This window comes from Streptomyces sp. L500, from assembly GCF_054551825.1.
Map to the genome: position 1 here is coordinate 1 of NZ_JBTOLC010000074.1, position 15,948 is coordinate 15,948.

At 73.4% G+C, this 15,948-nt stretch carries 15 protein-coding genes and 1 pseudogene; 9 read left to right on the forward strand and 7 right to left on the reverse strand.

Translation table 11 applies throughout. The features are described from left to right. A pseudogene (locus ACX9I7_RS31480) lies at nt 1–192 on the forward strand (hypothetical protein); the annotation flags it as partial. Between the two features lie 48 nt (nt 193–240). Here ACX9I7_RS31480 and ACX9I7_RS31485 read toward each other — a convergent pair. Together ACX9I7_RS31485 and ACX9I7_RS31490 are read right to left on the reverse strand one after the other, a co-directional pair. Next, complete coding sequence (locus ACX9I7_RS31485; RefSeq protein WP_459389254.1) at nt 241–1,158, reverse strand: SGNH/GDSL hydrolase family protein; 918 nt, start codon at nt 1,156–1,158, stop codon at nt 241–243. Nucleotides 1,159–1,390: 232 nt separating this feature from the next. After that, nucleotides 1,391–2,053 (reverse strand): GGDEF domain-containing protein, encoded by a 663-nt coding sequence (locus ACX9I7_RS31490; protein WP_459389255.1) that lies wholly within the window; start codon nt 2,051–2,053, stop codon nt 1,391–1,393. A gap of 552 nt (nt 2,054–2,605) precedes the next feature. On the opposite strand from ACX9I7_RS31490, the gene ACX9I7_RS31495 reads away from it, so the two are divergent. The 6 genes from ACX9I7_RS31495 (at nt 2,606) to ACX9I7_RS31520 (ending at nt 7,139) form a co-directional block, all read left to right on the forward strand. Next, the gene (locus ACX9I7_RS31495) at nt 2,606–2,932 is read left to right on the forward strand and encodes a hypothetical protein (protein WP_126915128.1); all 327 of its coding nucleotides are present in this window, start codon (nt 2,606–2,608) and stop codon (nt 2,930–2,932) included. Nucleotides 2,933–3,080: 148 nt separating this feature from the next. Then, on the forward strand, nt 3,081–3,998 hold the full coding sequence (locus tag ACX9I7_RS31500; protein ID WP_459389256.1) for a bifunctional MaoC family dehydratase N-terminal/OB-fold nucleic acid binding domain-containing protein: 918 nt from the start codon (nt 3,081–3,083) through the stop codon (nt 3,996–3,998). After that, entirely contained in the window at nt 3,995–4,438 is a 444-nt protein-coding gene (locus ACX9I7_RS31505; protein WP_387573205.1) for a MaoC/PaaZ C-terminal domain-containing protein, read from the forward strand. The genes ACX9I7_RS31500 and ACX9I7_RS31505 overlap by 4 nt, the downstream gene beginning before the upstream one ends. Beyond that, nucleotides 4,435–5,574: a lipid-transfer protein gene (locus ACX9I7_RS31510; RefSeq protein ID WP_387573208.1), complete on the forward strand. Its 1,140-nt coding sequence runs from the start codon at nt 4,435–4,437 to the stop codon at nt 5,572–5,574. The genes ACX9I7_RS31505 and ACX9I7_RS31510 overlap by 4 nt, the downstream gene beginning before the upstream one ends. Before the next feature lie 54 nt (nt 5,575–5,628). Then, nucleotides 5,629–6,453, forward strand: a complete 825-nt coding sequence (locus tag ACX9I7_RS31515; RefSeq protein WP_358634240.1) for a DUF1906 domain-containing protein — start codon at nt 5,629–5,631, stop codon at nt 6,451–6,453. A gap of 143 nt (nt 6,454–6,596) precedes the next feature. Further along, nucleotides 6,597–7,139, forward strand: a complete 543-nt coding sequence (locus ACX9I7_RS31520) for a SigE family RNA polymerase sigma factor (RefSeq protein WP_126915133.1) — start codon at nt 6,597–6,599, stop codon at nt 7,137–7,139. Nucleotides 7,140–7,149: 10 nt separating this feature from the next. Here ACX9I7_RS31520 and ACX9I7_RS31525 read toward each other — a convergent pair whose 3' ends face one another. Further along, the gene (locus ACX9I7_RS31525) at nt 7,150–7,332 is read right to left on the reverse strand and encodes a DUF397 domain-containing protein (protein ID WP_387573211.1); all 183 of its coding nucleotides are present in this window, start codon (nt 7,330–7,332) and stop codon (nt 7,150–7,152) included. An 11-nt stretch (nt 7,333–7,343) separates the two neighbouring features. Further along, entirely contained in the window at nt 7,344–8,198 is an 855-nt protein-coding gene (locus ACX9I7_RS31530; protein ID WP_126915135.1) for a helix-turn-helix domain-containing protein, read from the reverse strand. Between the two features lie 245 nt (nt 8,199–8,443). Here ACX9I7_RS31530 and ACX9I7_RS31535 point away from each other — a divergent pair, with 245 nt between their 5' ends. After that, the gene (locus ACX9I7_RS31535; protein WP_358215923.1) at nt 8,444–8,992 is read left to right on the forward strand and encodes an ATP-binding protein; all 549 of its coding nucleotides are present in this window, start codon (nt 8,444–8,446) and stop codon (nt 8,990–8,992) included. Nucleotides 8,993–9,107: 115 nt separating this feature from the next. Here ACX9I7_RS31535 and ACX9I7_RS31540 read toward each other — a convergent pair whose 3' ends face one another. Further along, the gene (locus tag ACX9I7_RS31540; RefSeq protein WP_126915137.1) at nt 9,108–10,760 is read right to left on the reverse strand and encodes a long-chain fatty acid--CoA ligase; all 1,653 of its coding nucleotides are present in this window, start codon (nt 10,758–10,760) and stop codon (nt 9,108–9,110) included. Between the two features lie 139 nt (nt 10,761–10,899). Further along, nucleotides 10,900–12,138 carry an MFS transporter gene (locus tag ACX9I7_RS31545; RefSeq protein ID WP_387573214.1) on the reverse strand — a complete coding sequence of 413 codons (1,239 nt, stop codon included), beginning with the start codon at nt 12,136–12,138 and terminating at the stop codon, nt 10,900–10,902. A gap of 114 nt (nt 12,139–12,252) precedes the next feature. Between ACX9I7_RS31545 and ACX9I7_RS31550 the strand changes: the two genes are divergently transcribed. Then, entirely contained in the window at nt 12,253–12,867 is a 615-nt protein-coding gene (locus ACX9I7_RS31550) for a TetR family transcriptional regulator (RefSeq protein WP_387573217.1), read from the forward strand. Between the two features lie 122 nt (nt 12,868–12,989). On the opposite strand, the gene ACX9I7_RS31555 is transcribed toward ACX9I7_RS31550, so the two are convergent. Then, on the reverse strand, nt 12,990–15,948 hold a 2,959-nt coding region (locus tag ACX9I7_RS31555), incomplete at its 5' end, for a response regulator (protein WP_459389257.1).

Sequence of the window (15,948 nt, forward strand, 5' to 3'; positions counted from 1 at the left end):
CGGGAGAGCAACAAGCACACGCTGCCCGACGTCCGGAAGTTCATCGAGACCTACGGCAAGGGCCCCGTCCACACCAACCTCAAGGTGATCGAGGGTGGTCGGCACGACGGGGCCACGTACGCCCCGAACCTGGGCGACGGCCCGCTCCAGTGGATCAGCGAGCAGATCGAGGGGCCGACGCCTTCCAGCTGATGCCTCCCAGCTGATGCCTTTCAGCTGACGCTTTCCAGCTGACGCCGGTCAGCGGGCGCCCGGGCCGAAGATGATCGTGTCGACGACCGCCTCCGCCATCGCCCGCTCGCCGCCCGCGTTCGGGTGGAAGGCCACGGCGGGGCGGCTCGGGCGGGGGTAGAGGCCCTCGACGAAACGCTCCTCGAACGGTTGGCACGCGTCGTGGTCGACGGTCGTGGCGTTGGTGTTGACGTAGAGGTCGCCCCGGTCGGTGGCCTGCTTGCGGAGCATGGCGTTGAGCCGGCGCAGCGTGCCGCGCAGATAGGGGACGTCGCCGTCGGCGATGCGCACCGACTTCCGGCAGCCCTCGATGTCGTCGCCGAGCAGCGCCGGGTAGCCGACGACGGCCACGCGCGCGTGCGGCGCGCGTTCGTGGACGGCCTTGAGGACGGCGGCGACCTTCGGCGCCGTCTCGTTGATGCGCTTGTCGAGCTCGTCGACGCCGTTCCGCGTGAAGTAGCGCTGGCAGGGGTTGTCGCGCGGGATGCTCTCCACGGGCCCCAGCGGGTGGATGCAGCGGCCGATGATGTCGCCGAATCCGATGTCGTTGCCGCCGATGCCGAGGGTGACCAGGGAGGTGTCCCGGCCGATGGCGTCCAGCTGCGGGTCGTTGCCGGTGGCGCCCTGCCGGTTCCACATGTGGTCGGTCGTGGCGCCGCCGCAACTGGCGTCCGTGAAGCTCGTACGGTCCGCGATGCCCAGCTCCTCGCGGACGATCGAGGGGTAGTTGGCGTCGGAGCGGCCGCACCGGGCGTTCACCTGGCGGGGGATGGACGGGCCGGAGGTGAAGGAGTCGCCGAGGGCGACGTAGCGCGGGACGCGCGGGCGCGGTTCCGCCGCCGTGGCGGGAGTCGCGGCGGTGCCTGCCGCGACCGCCGCCGCGGCGCCCAGCGCTGTCAGGGCGAGACGAAGTCTGCTGCGGGCCATGGGAGCCTCCTACGGGCGTACGGGCCTGGGTGTACGACGGGTGCGTACGGCTGGTGTGTACGGCTTGGGGGGCGGCGCCAGCCTCGGGGGTGGCGCACGGGGACGTCAATGGACCGGCCGGTCCGGCGGACACCTCTGACCGGATACCGGAGATCGCGCGTCCGGACCGGCGGGCTTGACTGGCGTGCCGCCGCCGTTTCGGCCGCGGCGCCTTCCGTCGCGGCGCCTTCCGTCACGACGCCTTTCGCCGGACCGGTGTGAGCAGCGTCAGGTGGGTGCCGGGCCGCAGCGGCCGTCCGTGGGCGGCGGCGGGACGGTGGCCGGGGGCGGCTCCGGCGGGGCGCCAGTGGTCGCCGCACCGCTTCGCCGCGTACATGGCCTCGTCGGCGGCGCGCAGCAGTTCCGAGAGCCCGGCGCCGGGACGATGGGCGGGGCGGCACAGTCCGATGGAGGCGCGCGGCGACAGCGTCACCCGGCCCGTGTCGAGCGGGGCCGAGAGCCGGGCGGCGAGACAGGTCATCTCCGCGTCCACGTCGGCCTCCGGCGCGAGGCGCACCAGCGCGGTGAACTCGTCGCCGCCCAGCCGCGCGGCGAAGCCGCCGCGCTCCCGGCACCAGAGCGCGAGCCGCCGTCCGACGGCCGCGATGACCTGGTCCCCGGCCTCGTGCCCATGGGTGTCGTTGATCTTCTTGAAGCCGTTGAGGTCGAGCAGCAGCACGGCCGTGTGCGGATGCCGGAAGGCCCGGGTGGCGCGCGCGGTGAACTCCTCGCGGCGCATGAGGCCGGTGAGCCGGTCGGTACGCGCGGTGCGGAGCCGGCGGGAGAGGAGGAGCGCGTGGGCGGCCCACCCGGCGGTCGGGACGGCGACGGGCAGGGCCTGGAGTATGAGGTTCATCGTGCACCTTCCTGTGGGACGGGTTGAGGTACGGGGTGGGCTCGGCGCGTGCGACTCCCGCCCTTGCCGCGGCTGTTGAGGGAAAATGTGAGCACCGTGTCTCATGTGCTGTATGTGCTTCATGAGGCTTGTGTGTGGCACGTGTCCCACGAGTGCGTTGCGCCGCAGGGGAATTCACGAGGGCGCCGACCGAGCCGTCATGCAGGACGTCCCCGTTTCCGGCGGAGACCCGATGGGCTTCACCGCGTGAAGGCGCCTGTCACTGTGTCGACTTATGGGCAATTCGGGGGAGATTCACGGTGGCTTGACGAAACGGTTCGCCACATGGGGCGCATGGGACTTGAGGGGGTCGAGAGGGCGTGGATGCGACGCTTTTCGCAATGATGTGGGTTTAAGTCGGACTCGTCATGCTTGCGAGGGAATGCGGACAGACTGGGGGTTCGGTGGAGATTCGGTGGGCAATTCTGGCGGTGCGACGTCGAACAAGCGCCGAGGCGGTCGGCCAACCTCCCGGCAAGATCGAGTAGTTCCGTTCCTTCAGGAGGAATCGACATGGCAAGCACCCGCACCGCCGCCCGTATCTTCGCCGCCCTCACGGCCCTGCCGATGGCGGCCTTCCTCTTCGCCGGCGTGGCCACGGCCGACGACGGCGGCCAGCTCGCCAACCGGGGCTCCAACGTCGCCGCCGCGGGCATCGTGGGGAGCGGCGTCGGGGGAAGCAATCACGGCAACAGCACCACGACCCTGGCGCAGGCCACCGGAAACGGGGCCACGAATCAGACCAACACCGCGAGCATCCTCAGTCCCGGACAGCACGGTCACAACTTCATCCAGCAGGAGAACGTGAGGATCACCTTCACGGAGCTGTGGCGCCACTGAGCGCGCGCCTGCCACCCGGGTGACACGGGTGATGTGACGGGAAAGTGGACTGGGTCGGTACGACACCGCGCGGCGGCACTCCGGTGCCGCCGCGCGGCGTTTCCGTATGCCTTGACACTGACGGATAGCTGACGGACAGTCAGAAGCTATGACCGTGGCCGACCTGTCCGCGCAGCTCACGGCGTACGAGGGGCGTCCCGCCGTCCTGGGAGGGCGGGGCCGGGACCCCGTCGACGCCGCGATGATCAGGCACTGGTGCGAGGCCATGGGCGTCCCGGGCCCGGACCCCGCCGGCCCCGGCATCAGCCCCGGTGTCGCGGAGGCGCCGCCCGCCATGCTCCAGGTGTGGATCATGAGCGGGCTCTCCGGTGCCGTCGGCCGTACCGCGGCGTACGAGGAGCTCGTCGCCCTCCTCGACCGCGCCGGCTGCACCGCCGTCGTCGCGACCGACTGCGAGCAGGAGTATCTACGGCCACTGCGGACCGGCGACGAGATCACCTTCGACGCGGTGATCGAGTCGGTCTCACCCCGCAAGACCACAGCCCTCGGCACCGGCCACTTCATCACCACGCGCACCGAGATCCGCGCCAACGGCGAGCTCGCCGGAATCCACCGCTTCCGGGTGCTGCGCTACGCGCCGGCTCCCACCAGGGCCGCCTCCCCCGCCGATCGCCCCCGCCCCGTGATCAACCGCGACAACGCCGGATTCTGGGAGGGCGTCGCCGGGCACCGATTGCTCATCCAGCGCTGCACAGCCTGCGGAAGACAGCGTTTTCCCTGGCTGCCGGGGTGTGGCGAGTGCGGATCCCCGCTGTGGGAAGCCGTCGAGGTCTCGGGGGAGGGCGTCGTCTTCTCGTACGTCGTCATGCATCACCCACCCGTGCCGGGCTTCGCGTCCCCGTACGCCGTCGGTCTGATCGAACTCGCCGAAGGCGTAAGGATGATCAGCAACCTCGTGGGCGTCGAACCGGGGCGGATCCGGATCGGGATGCCGGTGGCGCTGGAGTTCGTCCGGGCCGGCGATCAGGAGCTGCCCGTCTTCCGGGCGTACGAGGAGGGCCTGTGAAGCCCGGCGACGAACTCCCCGTCCTCAGCGTCCCCGTCACCCGCACCCTGATCGTCGCCGGGGCCCTCGCCACCAGGGATTTCGTGGACGTGCACCACGACCCCGAGGCGGCCCGCGCCAAGGGCGCGCCGGACGTCTTCATGAACATCCTCACCACCCAGGGCCTCGTCAGCCGCTTCCTCACCGAGCGGCTCGGCCCCGGCGCCCGGCTCCGGAAGCTGTCCATCCGGCTCGGGGTGCCCAACTACCCCGGGGACACCCTCCATCTGACCGGATCGATCACTTCCGTAAGTGAAGACGAACGCGCTGTCGAAGCCGGAGAAGCCGGAGAAGTCGAAGTCGAAATCGCCCTCATGGGTACCAACAGCCTCGGCCGTCACGTCACCGGTACGGCATTCGTGAACGTGCCGCCCGTACCGTCCAAGGAGGCCGGTTCATGACCGCCGCCGCGATCGCCGGCATCGGGGCCACCGCCTTCACCAAGGACTCCGGCCGCAGCGAACTCGCCCTGGCCGCCGAGGCCGTGCGCGCCGCCCTCGCGGACGCGGGCCTCGCGCCCGGCGACGTCGACGGCCTGGTGACCTTCACCATGGACACCAGCCCCGAGATCGCGGTCGCCCGCGCCACCGGCATCGGTGAGCTGGCCTTCTTCTCCCGCGTCCACTACGGCGGCGGCGCGGCCTGCGCCACCGTCCAGCAGGCGGCGCTCGCGGTGACGGCGGGGGTCGCCGACGTCGTCGTCTGCTACCGGGCCTTCAACGAGCGCTCCGGGCGGCGCTTCGGTGCCGGGGTGCGGGGGCGGGAGCCCTCCGCCGAGGGCGTGGCGCTGGGCTGGGGCCTGCCCTTCGGGCTGCTCACGCCCGCCTCCTGGGCGGCGATGCACGCCCGTCGATATCTCCATATGTACGGCCTGACGACAGAGGTTTTCGGCCATGTCGCCGTCACCGACCGGCGTTACGCGGCCCGCAACCCCGCCGCGTACTTCCACGGCCGTCCCCTCACGCTCGCCGAGCACGCCGCCTCGCGCTGGATCGCCGAGCCGCTGCGGCTGCTGGACTGCTGCCAGGAGACCGACGGCGGCCAGGCGCTCGTCGTGACCTCCCTGGCGAGGGCCCGTACGCTCCGCCGGCCGCCCGTCGTCATCGCCGCCGCCGCGCAGGGCGCGGCGCGCGGCCAGGAGCAGATGACGGGCTTCTACGAGGGCGATCTCGGCGGGCTGCCCGAGACGGGCGTGGTGGCGCGCCGGCTGTGGCGGGACAGCGGGCTGCGCCCGGCGGACGTCGACGTGGCCGTCCTCTACGACCACTTCACGCCCTACGTCCTCATGCAGCTGGAGGAGTTCGGCTTCTGCGGGCCCGGCGAAGGGGGCGGTCTCGTCGCCTCCGGAACGTTGCCGATCAACACCCACGGGGGCCAGTTGGGCGAGGCGTATCTCCACGGGATGAACGGGATCGCCGAGGGCGTGCGCCAGGTGCGCGGCACGTCCGTGAACCAGGTGCCCGGTGCCGGACGGGTGCTCGTCACCGCCGGAAGCGGTGTTCCCACGTCGGGGCTCATTCTTGCGGCAGACGGATGAACCGAGGGCGTGTCACCGCCGGGGCGTCGCGTCCGGGCCCCTTGACTCGCGGTTATGCCACGACCGAGAAAGATCATCGGATATCTCGTCGCCCTGATGGCGGCGCTGGCCCAGGTGGCCGCCCAGGCCGTGCCGGTCACGGCCGCCCCGGGCGAACGGCCCTCCGTCTACCGGGGCCGGGGCTTCGACAGCTGCCAGGCACCCCCGCTGACCACCCTCAACGCTTGGGGGGCGGCCACGTCGTACGGGGCCGTCGGCGTCTACTACGCCGGTCGCGGCCGCGCCTGCCCCCACCAGCGCTACCTCAGCCACCGCTGGCTCACCGGCGCCCGCGACCTGGGCTGGCGGGTGCTGCCCGTGTACGTCGGCTCGCAGTCGCCCTGCGTGCGCGCGGCCTCCAAGCGGGGCAACCCCATCGGCTACTACCCCTGGGACCAGGGCGAGGAGGAGGGCCTGGACGCCGTGCGCAGCGCCGACGACCTGGGCATCGCGGTCGGCAGCCCGCTGTACCTGGACATGGAGGCGTACGACTACGGGGACGAGGAGTGCGGCGGCACCACTCTCGACTTCGTCCGCTCGTGGAGCGGCACGGTCGCCCGCCACGGCTACATCCCCGGTTTCTACAGCAGCGCCGAGTCCGGGGTGCGCCACATGGAGCTGGCCCGGCGGGACGGGCTGAGCGACCTGCCGGAGGTGGTGTGGTTCGCCCGCTGGAAGGTTCCGGCCTCGACGGACAGCGAGCGCGTGCTGTCGGCGGCCTCCTGGCAGCCGCACCGGCGGATCCACCAGTACGCCGGTAATGTCACGGAAACGCACGGTGGCCGGAAACTGACCATCGACCGCAACGCCATCGACGCCCCCGTGGCGATCATCCACTGATCGTCCGCCGAGGACTACTAAGGCATTCCGTCTCTCCCCCTCCAGGAGGTGGGGACAACCCCACGCATACGACCTGAGGGGGAGCGGCCTTCGGCACCTCCGGCCGATCCGCCGGTGGTGTCCCCGCTCCTAGCGTTGAGGGCATGACAGTGACCTCGACGTCTGTGTGCACCAGCGCTTCCACCGCCGCCGTGTACCCGTCGTTCTCTTCGTACGTACGGGCCCGCGGGCAGGTGCTCCAGCGCACCGCCCGCTCGCTGACCTCGAACCCGTGCGACGCCGAGGATCTGCTTCAGACGGCCCTCACCAAGACCTACCTGGCCTGGGACCGCATCGAGGACCACCGGGCCCTCGACGGCTACGTCCGGCGGGCGCTGGTGAACACCCGCACCTCCCAGTGGCGCAAGCGCAGGGTCGACGAGTTCCCCTGCGAGGAGCTCCCCGAGCGCGAGTCGGCGCCCGTCGCCGACCCCGCCGAGCAGCAGGCCCTGCGCGACGCGATGTGGCGCGCGGTGCACCGGCTGCCCGACCGCCAGCGGGCCATGGTCGTCCTCAGGTATTACGAGGACATGACCGAGGTGCAGACCGCCGAGCTGCTAGGGGTGTCCGTCGGCACGGTCAAGAGCGCGGTGTCGCGTGCGCTCGGGAAGCTGCGGGAGGATCCGGAGCTCGCGCACGCGGCGTAGTCGCCGCGTTCTACGCGCGTCCGCGCACGCTGGCGATCAGCGCGCGGAAGCGGGGTGGGGTTGTGGTGACGACCACGGTCGGGGTGTCGCTTTCGCGGATGGCGATCGTGTGGGGGTGGGCGGATATCTCGACGCACTGTTCGCCGCCTCCGCCCGAGTAGGAGGACTTCTGCCATGCGATGTCAGATCTCATGATCGCTTCTCTCACAGTTCCTGCGCGATCTTGCCGATGAACGTGCGGGAATCGGCCGGACCGAGTGACGCTTGCTTCGCGGCGTCGAGGAGCATCCGGTACTTCTCGCGGTCCGCGACCGCGTCCAGGTAGCGGCCCCCGAAGGGCGTATCGAGCTGCACGGTGTCCAACTGCGGGACGACACCACCTGCATACAGCACGGTCTGGGTGACTTCAATGAAGTCCTCATGTGCGAAGGGAATGACCCGCAGGCTGGCGTACGGCCGCTCGGACATCTCCATGAGGTGGCCAAGCTGTTCACGTGCCACTTTCCGGCCGCCGACGCGCATCCGCAAGGCGGCTTCATGGACAAAGGCTTCGAACCGTGGTGGGTTCTCGCGCTCAAAGATGGCTCGCCGTTTCAGACGCTGCTCCACGCGCGCTTCCACCTCGCCGTCCGGCAGCTTGGGGAGCACGCCGGCGAACAAGGCACGTGCGTAGTCCTCGGTCTGGAGGACACCGGGAAAGTTCACAGGCTGCAGACAGCGGATGTACGCCGCATGGTGCTCCAGCTCCGCGATGTCCAGGAAACCGGGAGGAAGGATGTCGCGGTACGCGTCCCACCACCCCTGACCGCGATGCTCACGGCTGATCACGCACAAGGCGTCGATGAGGGCGCTGTCATCGCATGAGTAGAAGGCCGCGAGCCGGCGGATCCGTTCCTCGCTGACGCCTCGCCGCCCGGCCTCGATCATGCTGATCTTGGCCTGATCCGTCCCGACCGACTCGGCGGCCTCACGGGCGGTCTTGCGTGCGGCTTCGCGAAGCTTCCGCAGTTCGGCGCCCAGGCGGGCCTGTCGAACCGTTGGTCTGTCCCTCGGTGGCATTCCACCATCCTCATGCGACTCGGAGCCTGCCGTGCAGGTGTCCGACGGGTCCACTCGATCGCGTGAACCTTCGAGGGAACCTTCTCCCGGGGTATGTATGCCCCCGTAGTGTCCGACGCGTCGCGCGCCAGGCCGGGAAGATCCGAAGTGCAGTCGGCGGGCCGCCAGTTGGGGCGAGCTCGACGGCCGGGCCACGGACGGCGACCGCGTGCAGGTCAACGACGACCGCGTTGGGAGACCAAGCCATGACATCGGCAACGCTAGACAGCCAACTCCGCACCGCCACCTACCACCTGTCCGCCCCGGCGGACGCCACCACCCCCAGACTGGCCCGGAAGTTCGTGACCGGCGCGCTCGAAGCGACCCGTCACCCCGACCTCATCGAGAGTGCCCTCGTCTGCGTCTCCGACGTCGTGACGAACGTCGTCCAGCACGCCCGCGTGAACGGCCTCTCCGTGGACGTGACCGCCTACGACCGGCACGTCGTCATCGCCGTGTGCGACGCCAACGCCGCGCGGCGGCCCTACCGGCGGCAGGCCGCCGACGCCGACGACGAGCATGGCCGGGGGCTCATGCTCGTGGAAGCCCTCTCCCACGCCTCCGGCGTTTCCCTCGTCTGGGACGCCCTGAACGTGATCGGCAAGAGCGTCTGGTTCGAGCTGCGCGAGGGCGGGGGCCTAGGCGAAGACGAGGGCGGCGACGAACAGCACGACGAGAATGGCGATCGTCTCCCACCGGGCCGCGCGCCCGAGCGTGCTCAGCGATACGGGTTTCCCGGACCGCGAGGTCGCTGACGGGTTCGGGTTGTAGTCATCGGACGTGGAGTCGCTCATTCCGCCATGCTAGCCGCGCCGCAAACCGGTGCCCCCGGACACAAACGCGCCGGGGGCGCCGGGCGGCGGCGTCGCGTCAGCCGAGCGTCGTGACGATCAGCTCGCCGTCCGCGTACTGCTTGCGCAGCACCTTCTTGTCGAACTTCCCCACCGACGTCTTCGGCACCGACTGGAGCAGCGCCCAGCGCTCGGGCAGCTGCCAGCGGGCGACGCGCTCGCCGAGGAAGGCGCGCAGCCCCTCGTAGTCGACGGCCGCGCCGTCCCGCAGGACGACGGCTGCCAGCGGCCGCTCGCCCCACTTCTCGTCGGGGACGGCCACGACGGCCGCCTCCGCGATCTCGGGATGGGCCATCAGGTGGTTCTCCAGCTCGACCGAGGAGATCCACTCGCCGCCCGACTTGATCACGTCCTTGGCCCGGTCGGTGAGGTTGAGGAAGCCGTCCGGGGTGATCGTGCCGACGTCGCCCGTGCGCAGCCAGCCGTCGGGGCTGAACTTGTCCTCGGGACGGTACGGTTCGCCGTCCGCGCCGCCGTGGTAGGCGCCCGCGATCCACGGGCCGCGCACCTCCAGCTCACCGGCCGACTCGCCGTCCCACGGCAGCTCCTGGCCGCCGGGGCCGATCAGCCGGGCCTCGACCGACGCGGGCATCCGGCCCTGGGTGACGCGGTACGGCCACGCCTCCTCGGCGTCCAGCCCGGCGGGCGGGAAGGCGACGGAGCCCAGCGGCGACGTCTCCGTCATGCCCCACGCCTGGACGAGCGTCAGGCCGTGGCGCTCCTCGAACGCCTTCATCAGCGCGGGCGGGCAGGCGCTGCCGCCGCTGATCACGGTGCGCAGGGAGGACATGTCGCGGGGGCGGGCGTCGAGTTCGCCCAGCAGGCCCTGCCAGATCGTCGGGACGCCGGCCGACACGGTCGGGCGCTCCTTCTCGATCATCTCGGCGAGCGGCGCGGGCTGGAGGAAGCGGTCGGGCATCAGCAGCGAGGTGCCGGCCATGAACGCGGCGTGCGGCAGGCCCCAGGCGTTGACGTGGAACATCGGGACGACGGGGAGGCAGGTCTCGGCCGGGGTCAGCCCGAAGGAGGCGGCGGCGTTGACCTCCATGGCGTGGAGGTAGACCGAACGGTGGCTGTACACCACGCCCTTGGGCTCGCCGGTGGTGCCGGAGGTGTAGCAGAGGGCGGCGGCCTGCCGCTCGTCGATCTCGGGCCAGGGGTAGTGGTCGCCGGGCTGCCCGGCGATCAGCTCCTCGTAGAGGTGGACGCGGGGCTTCACGCCCTCCAGGACGGAGCGGTCGCCGGGGCCGGAGACGATCACGTGCTCGACGCTGTCGAGGTGCGGGAGGAGGGGCGCGAGCAGCGGCAGCAGGGAGCCGTTGACGATCACGACGCGGTCGGCGGCGTGCCGCACGATCCAGACGAGCTGCTCGGGGGGAAGCCGCAGGTTGAGGGTGTGGAGCACGGCGCCCATGGAGGGGATCGCGAGGTACGCCTCGACGTGGTCGCCGTTGTTCCACATCAGCGTCCCGACGGGCTCCCCCTCGGCGACGCCGAGCGCGCGCAGCGCGTGCGCGAGCCGGGTGGCGCGCGTCCCGATCTCGGCGAAGGTGCGCCGCTCGGGCTCGCCTTCTCCCGTCCACGTCGTGACGCGGGCGCTGCCGTGGATCCTCGCCCCGTGGGCCAGGATCCGAGTAACGGTCAGCGGTACGTCCTGCATCGTGCTCTGCACCGGGAGCCTCCCCATTCTGCGCGCGCGTCGTTACGCGAGGGTCGTTCCCGGCGATTCTGCTGGCGTATCCGCCGGTAAGTCACTACTCGGAGGAAACGAGTCCGCCACATTGGGCGGAGTGGCGCCGTGGACGGCCCTCTTACTTCTTCCGCGCGACCAGCGCTCCGCCGACCCAGCCCGCCGCGACCCACGCGGCCGCGATGGCGCAGACGCCCGGCCAGCCCCAGTGGTCGTGGGCCGGGCCCGCGAGGGCGGAGGCGGTGGCGCCGCCGATGAAGGCGGCGACGACGTAGGTGGTGTTGGCGGCGGCCGGCGTGGACGTCGCGCCCAGGGCGCGGGTCTGGTTGGCGACCTGGCCCGCCATGAGACCCGCGTGGATGAGGACCGCGCCCGCGCACAGCGCCCACAGGGCGTGCCCGCCGAGCAGGAAGAGCGGCACGGAGACGGCCGTCAGCGCGTAGGCGAACGTGACGACGCGCGGGGCGCCGAAGCGGTCGACGAGGGAGCCGGAGACCGGGCCGGCGACGGTGGAGACGAGCCCGAAGAGGCCGAACAGCCCGGCCGCGCCCAGGGAGAGGCCGTAGGGGCCGTCCGCGTCGGTGAGCAGCAGCGTCAGCGTCGTCCACAGCGCGCTCCACGCGCCGAACAGGCCGCCCTGGCGCAGGCACGCGGCCCGCAGCCCGGCGGAGGAGGCGAACAGGCCCGGCAGCCCGGCGATGGCCTTGAAGGGGTTGGCCGCCGTGCGCGGCCGGGTCTCGACGGGGAGCAGGACGGCGGTCAGCAGGCCGACGAGCACGGTCAGCCCCGCCGCGCCGAAGAACACCGCGCGCCAGCCGAACGCCTGCCCGGCGAGCCCGCCGAGCACCCGTGCCGCGACGATGCCGGTGAACAGCCCGGCCACGACCGTCGCCACGTGCCGCGCGCGCCGCTCGGCGGGCGCGCGCTCGGCGACGAGCGGGACGAGCAGCTGCGGTACGACCGTGGCGGCGCAGGCCACCAGGACGGCCGCGGCCAGCGCCGGCAGCCCCGGGGCCAGCCCGGCGGCGATCAGCGCGACGCCGGCCACGGCCGACAGGACGCCGACGAGCCGGCGCCGGTCGGCCGTGTCGCCGAGCGGGGCGAAGAACAGCAGGCCGACGGCGTAGCCGAGCTGGGCCACGGAGGCGATCCAGCCGGCCCCGGAGGGGGAGGCGCCGAAGTCCCGGGCGATGAGGCCGAGGAGCGGGGCGGCGAGGTAGATGTTCGCCGCCGTGACCGCCGTGCAGAGCGCGATGACGGCGAGCAGCGGACCGCCGCCGGACGCTCCGCGCTCGGCGGCGGACGGGTGTATTCGGGGCGGGGTGTCGGTGGTCGTCGGTGACTGCGACTGGGTGGTCATCGGTGCGGTTGCTCCCCCGGGTGCTGGTAACCAACTGGTTGGTTGAGGTGCGGGACGCACTGTCTCAAGCGCCCCCGGAGGCTGTCAACCAAATAGTTGGTTACCCTGTTCCCCATGGCAGGAGTCAGGGATCCCGAGGCCACCAAGGCCCGTATCTTCGAGGCGGCCACCGCCGAGTTCGCCGCGTACGGCATCGCCGGTGCCCGCATCGACCGCATCGCCCGCGAGGCGCGGGCGAACAAGCAGCTGATCTACGCCTACTTCGGCAACAAGGCCGAGCTCTTCTCCCAGGTGCTGGAGCGGCGGCTGATCGAGCTCGCCGCCGCCAACCCCGTCGACACCGAGGACCTCGACGGCTGGATCGACCGTCAGATGGCGTACCACGCCGCCCACCCCGAGCTGGTCCGGCTCGTCTTCTGGGAGGGCCTGGAGTACGGCGCCGGCGGCATCCCGCACGAGAAGGAACGCGCCGACCACTACAACCGCAAGGCCGCCGCCTTCGTGGAGGCCCAGGCCAGGGGCGAGATCGACGCGACGATCCCCGCGGCCGACCTGTTCTTCATGCTGATCGCGCTCGTCTCGTGGCCGACCGTGCAGCCGCAGATGCGGCGCATCCTCATCGGCGACACGGACGACGACCTGGAGCGGCTGCGCGCGTCCGTCCGCACGGCCGCGCGCCGCCTCATCGGCCGGGACGGCACCGGCCGGGAGGCCCCGCCCGTCGGCTGAGCGCTTCGCCGGGCGCGGTCATGTCGACTGCGGGCCGTCCGTGGCCGGTCGCGCCCACGCGGCGGTAGCCGCATGTCGACACTGTCCCGCGCCCCTTTGGGGCGCCCGGTTGGTCCGTCCGGCTAGTTCGTCCCGATCTTCGCCAGCAGGTCCACGATCCGGCCCTGTACCTCCGCGCTCGTCGAGCGCTCGGCGAGGAAGAGGACCGTCTCGCCGGAGGCGAGGCGCGGCAGCTGCGCCGGGTCGATGTCCGCCGAGGTGTAGACGACCAGCGGCGTGCGGTTGAGCGCGCCGTTGCCGCGCAGCCAGTCGACGATGCCGGCGCGGCGGCGCCGGACCTGCATCAGGTCCATCACGACCAGGTTCGGCCGGGTCTGCGCGGCGAGCGTCACCGCCTCCGAGTCCGTCGCCCCGCACACCACGTGCATGCCGCGCCGCTCCAGCGTCGCGGTCAGCGCGTTCGCGATGGGCTCGTGCTCCTCGATCAGCAGCACGCGCGGCGGGTGCATCTCGCTGTCACGCGGTGCGAGCGCCTTGAGCAGCACGGCCGGGTCGGCCCCGTAGGCGGCCTCCCGCGTCGCGTGCCCCAGTCCGGCCGTGACCAGCACCGGCACCTCGGCCGCGACCGCCGCCTCGCGCAGCGACTGCAGCGCGGTACGGGTGATCGGGCCCGTCAGCGGGTCCACGAACAGCGCCGCCGGGTACGCGCTTATCTGCGCGTCCACCTCCTCGCGCGAGTGGACGATCACCGGGCGGTAGCCGCGCTCGGTCAGCGCCGCCTCCGTGGACTCGTCCGGGGCGGGCCACACCAGCAGCCGGCGCGGATTGTCCAGCGGCTCCGGCGGCAGCTCGTCGTCCATCGGCGGCCGCACGGTCTCCACGACCTCGACGACCTCGACCGCGCCGTTGGGACCGTCGAGCGGCTCGGGCCCCTCGGCGCCCTCGTCCGGCGCCCCTATGGCGAACGCGCGCCCTTCCGGCAGCCCGAGCGACTGCGGACGGGCCGCGCCCTTGGGGGCGGGGGCGGGTGCGGGGGCTTGCGTCTGGGCCTGTGCCTGGGCCTCCCGCTCGCCCTCGGCGGGGTTCGCCAGCTTGCGGCGACGGCCGGAACCGGCGGAGGGCGTCCCGGCGGCCGGGGTGTCCCCCGCGCCCGGGCCCTGCCCCAGCGTCCGCACGCTGATCGGCCGCGCCCCGCCCGGCTCGCGCCCGGCCGCGCCGTGCTCCTCCGCGAGCGCCCGTCGCGCCCGGCGGCGCCCGGTGGGCGCGGGGGCCTCGGCGGCGGCGTCGAAGGCGTACGGCCCCGCCGGGGCCTCGCCGCCCTGCGCGGGGCGCGGCGCGGGCGCGCCCGCGAGGGCGAACGGGCCGCTGTCGCCTTGCGCGCCGCCGGGTGCGACGCCCTGGCCGGCCGGGTCCTCGCCGGGTCCGGCGGGGGCGCCGCCATTACCGGGAACCGGCTCGCCCGCCTGGCCGGTACGAGGGCCGCCGTTCGGCCCGTCGGGGCCGGGGGCGCCGCCGGGTACGGCCTCGCGGCCGGGGGCCCCGGGCACGCCGTTGGCCACGCCGCCGTCCTGCCGGGCACCGCCGGGCGCACCCGTCGGCTGACCGGGCGGGGCGTCGTGTCCGTACGGGCCGGGTGCGGCGGGGGCGCCGACTCGGCCCTCGGGGTAGCCCGGCCCGGCCTGCCGGCCGGCGGACTCGGGACCACCGTGCCGTGCGGCGCCGACGGGCGTGCCGCCCTGGCCGCCGGGAATGCCGGGGATGCCGGGGCCGGCCTGCGCGTGGGGGGCGCCGGGGGCGCCGCCCTGGCCGTCCGGGTAACCAGGCACGGCCTGCGGGCCGGGTACGGCGGGCGTGCTGCCGTGCGGGCCGGGGGCGCCGTGCGGCGTGGCGTTGGGCGCGCTGCTCTGGCCGCCGGGGTAACCAGGGATGGCCTGCGCACCGGGGGTGCCGAGCGGGCCGGGCGCACCGCCGTGCGGGCCGGGGGCGCCGTGCCGCGTGGCGTCGCTGGGCGTGCCGCCCTGGCCGCCGGGGATGCCGGGGCCGGCCTGCGGGCCGGGTGCGGCGGGGGCGCCGGGTGCGCCGTGCCGTGCTGCGTCGTTGGGCGCGCCGCCCTGACCGTCGGGGAAACCAGGCATGGCCTGCGCGTGGGGGGCGCCGGGCGTGCCGGGCCGCGCGTCGCCCTGGCGGGCGCTGTCGGGCGTGCCGCCCTGGGCGTCGGTGAGGCCGGGGGCGTCGCCCTGGACGTAGCCGGGCGCGGCCTGCACGCCGTGGCTGCCGGCGCCGCCGTCGGGGAACTGTGGGCTCGCCGCTCCGGGGCCGCTGTGACCTGCGGGGTCGTTCGGCGTGCCGCTCTGGCCGCCGGGGAAGCCGGGCATGCCGTGCGGGCCGGGGATGCCGGGGCGTCCGGCGTCGTTCGGCGAGCCGTTGTGCCCCTTGGCGAAGCCGGGTGCGGCGGGTGTGCCCGTTGCCTCTGGGCCGCTGTGGTGTGCGGGGCTGTCGGGCGTGTCGCCCTGGACGTCGGGGTACCCGGGCATGCCGTGCGGGCCGGGGCGTCCGGCGTCGTTCGGCGAGCCGGTCTGCCCGTTGGCGAAGCCGGGTGCGGGGGGCGTGTCCGTTGCCTCCGGGCCGCTGTGGTGTGCGGGGCTGTCGGGCGTGTCGCCCTGGACGTTCGGGTAGCCGGGGGTGCCGGGGCCTGCGGGGAACCCGGCCACGGCCTGTGCGCCGGCGGGCGCGCCGGCCTGGCCGTCCGGCTGCGCGGCGCCCCGTCGGGCGCTCTCCGGTGCGCCGCCGACCAGGCCGCCGGGGAACCCGGGCACGGCCTGCGGGTCGACGGCGCCGGGAGCGCCGGGGCCCCCGTGGCGGCGGGCGCCCGGGACGTCCGGGGCGTCGGCGTCGCCGCGGGCGAAGCCCGCAGGGACGTCCTCCGGGGTCGGGGGCTTGCGGTCGGCGTCGGCCGGGGGGAGGGCGAAGGCCGGGCGGGGGACGGGGGGTTCGGTGGTGGTCTGGACGGGGACGCGGCCCTCCGGCGTCGCCTCCGCGACGGCGCGGCGGGCGCGGCGGCCCGTGGGCGCGGCGGCCGGG

What these genes read in the sequence shown, in the direction of transcription:
- ACX9I7_RS31485 (WP_459389254.1), bottom strand. Translation starts at nt 1,158, where the DNA reads ATGGCCCGCAGCAGACTTCGTCTCGCCCTGACAGCGCTGGGCGCCGCG.
- ACX9I7_RS31490 (WP_459389255.1), bottom strand. Translation starts at nt 2,053, where the DNA reads ATGAACCTCATACTCCAGGCCCTGCCCGTCGCCGTCCCGACCGCCGGG.
- ACX9I7_RS31495 (WP_126915128.1), top strand. Translation starts at nt 2,606, where the DNA reads ATGGCAAGCACCCGCACCGCCGCCCGTATCTTCGCCGCCCTCACGGCC.
- ACX9I7_RS31500 (WP_459389256.1), top strand. Translation starts at nt 3,081, where the DNA reads ATGACCGTGGCCGACCTGTCCGCGCAGCTCACGGCGTACGAGGGGCGT.
- ACX9I7_RS31510 (WP_387573208.1), top strand. Translation starts at nt 4,435, where the DNA reads ATGACCGCCGCCGCGATCGCCGGCATCGGGGCCACCGCCTTCACCAAG.
- ACX9I7_RS31515 (WP_358634240.1), top strand. Translation starts at nt 5,629, where the DNA reads ATGCCACGACCGAGAAAGATCATCGGATATCTCGTCGCCCTGATGGCG.
- ACX9I7_RS31520 (WP_126915133.1), top strand. Translation starts at nt 6,597, where the DNA reads ATGACAGTGACCTCGACGTCTGTGTGCACCAGCGCTTCCACCGCCGCC.
- ACX9I7_RS31525 (WP_387573211.1), bottom strand. Translation starts at nt 7,332, where the DNA reads ATGAGATCTGACATCGCATGGCAGAAGTCCTCCTACTCGGGCGGAGGC.
- ACX9I7_RS31530 (WP_126915135.1), bottom strand. Translation starts at nt 8,198, where the DNA reads ATGCCACCGAGGGACAGACCAACGGTTCGACAGGCCCGCCTGGGCGCC.
- ACX9I7_RS31535 (WP_358215923.1), top strand. Translation starts at nt 8,444, where the DNA reads ATGACATCGGCAACGCTAGACAGCCAACTCCGCACCGCCACCTACCAC.
- ACX9I7_RS31545 (WP_387573214.1), bottom strand. Translation starts at nt 12,138, where the DNA reads ATGACCACCCAGTCGCAGTCACCGACGACCACCGACACCCCGCCCCGA.
- ACX9I7_RS31550 (WP_387573217.1), top strand. Translation starts at nt 12,253, where the DNA reads ATGGCAGGAGTCAGGGATCCCGAGGCCACCAAGGCCCGTATCTTCGAG.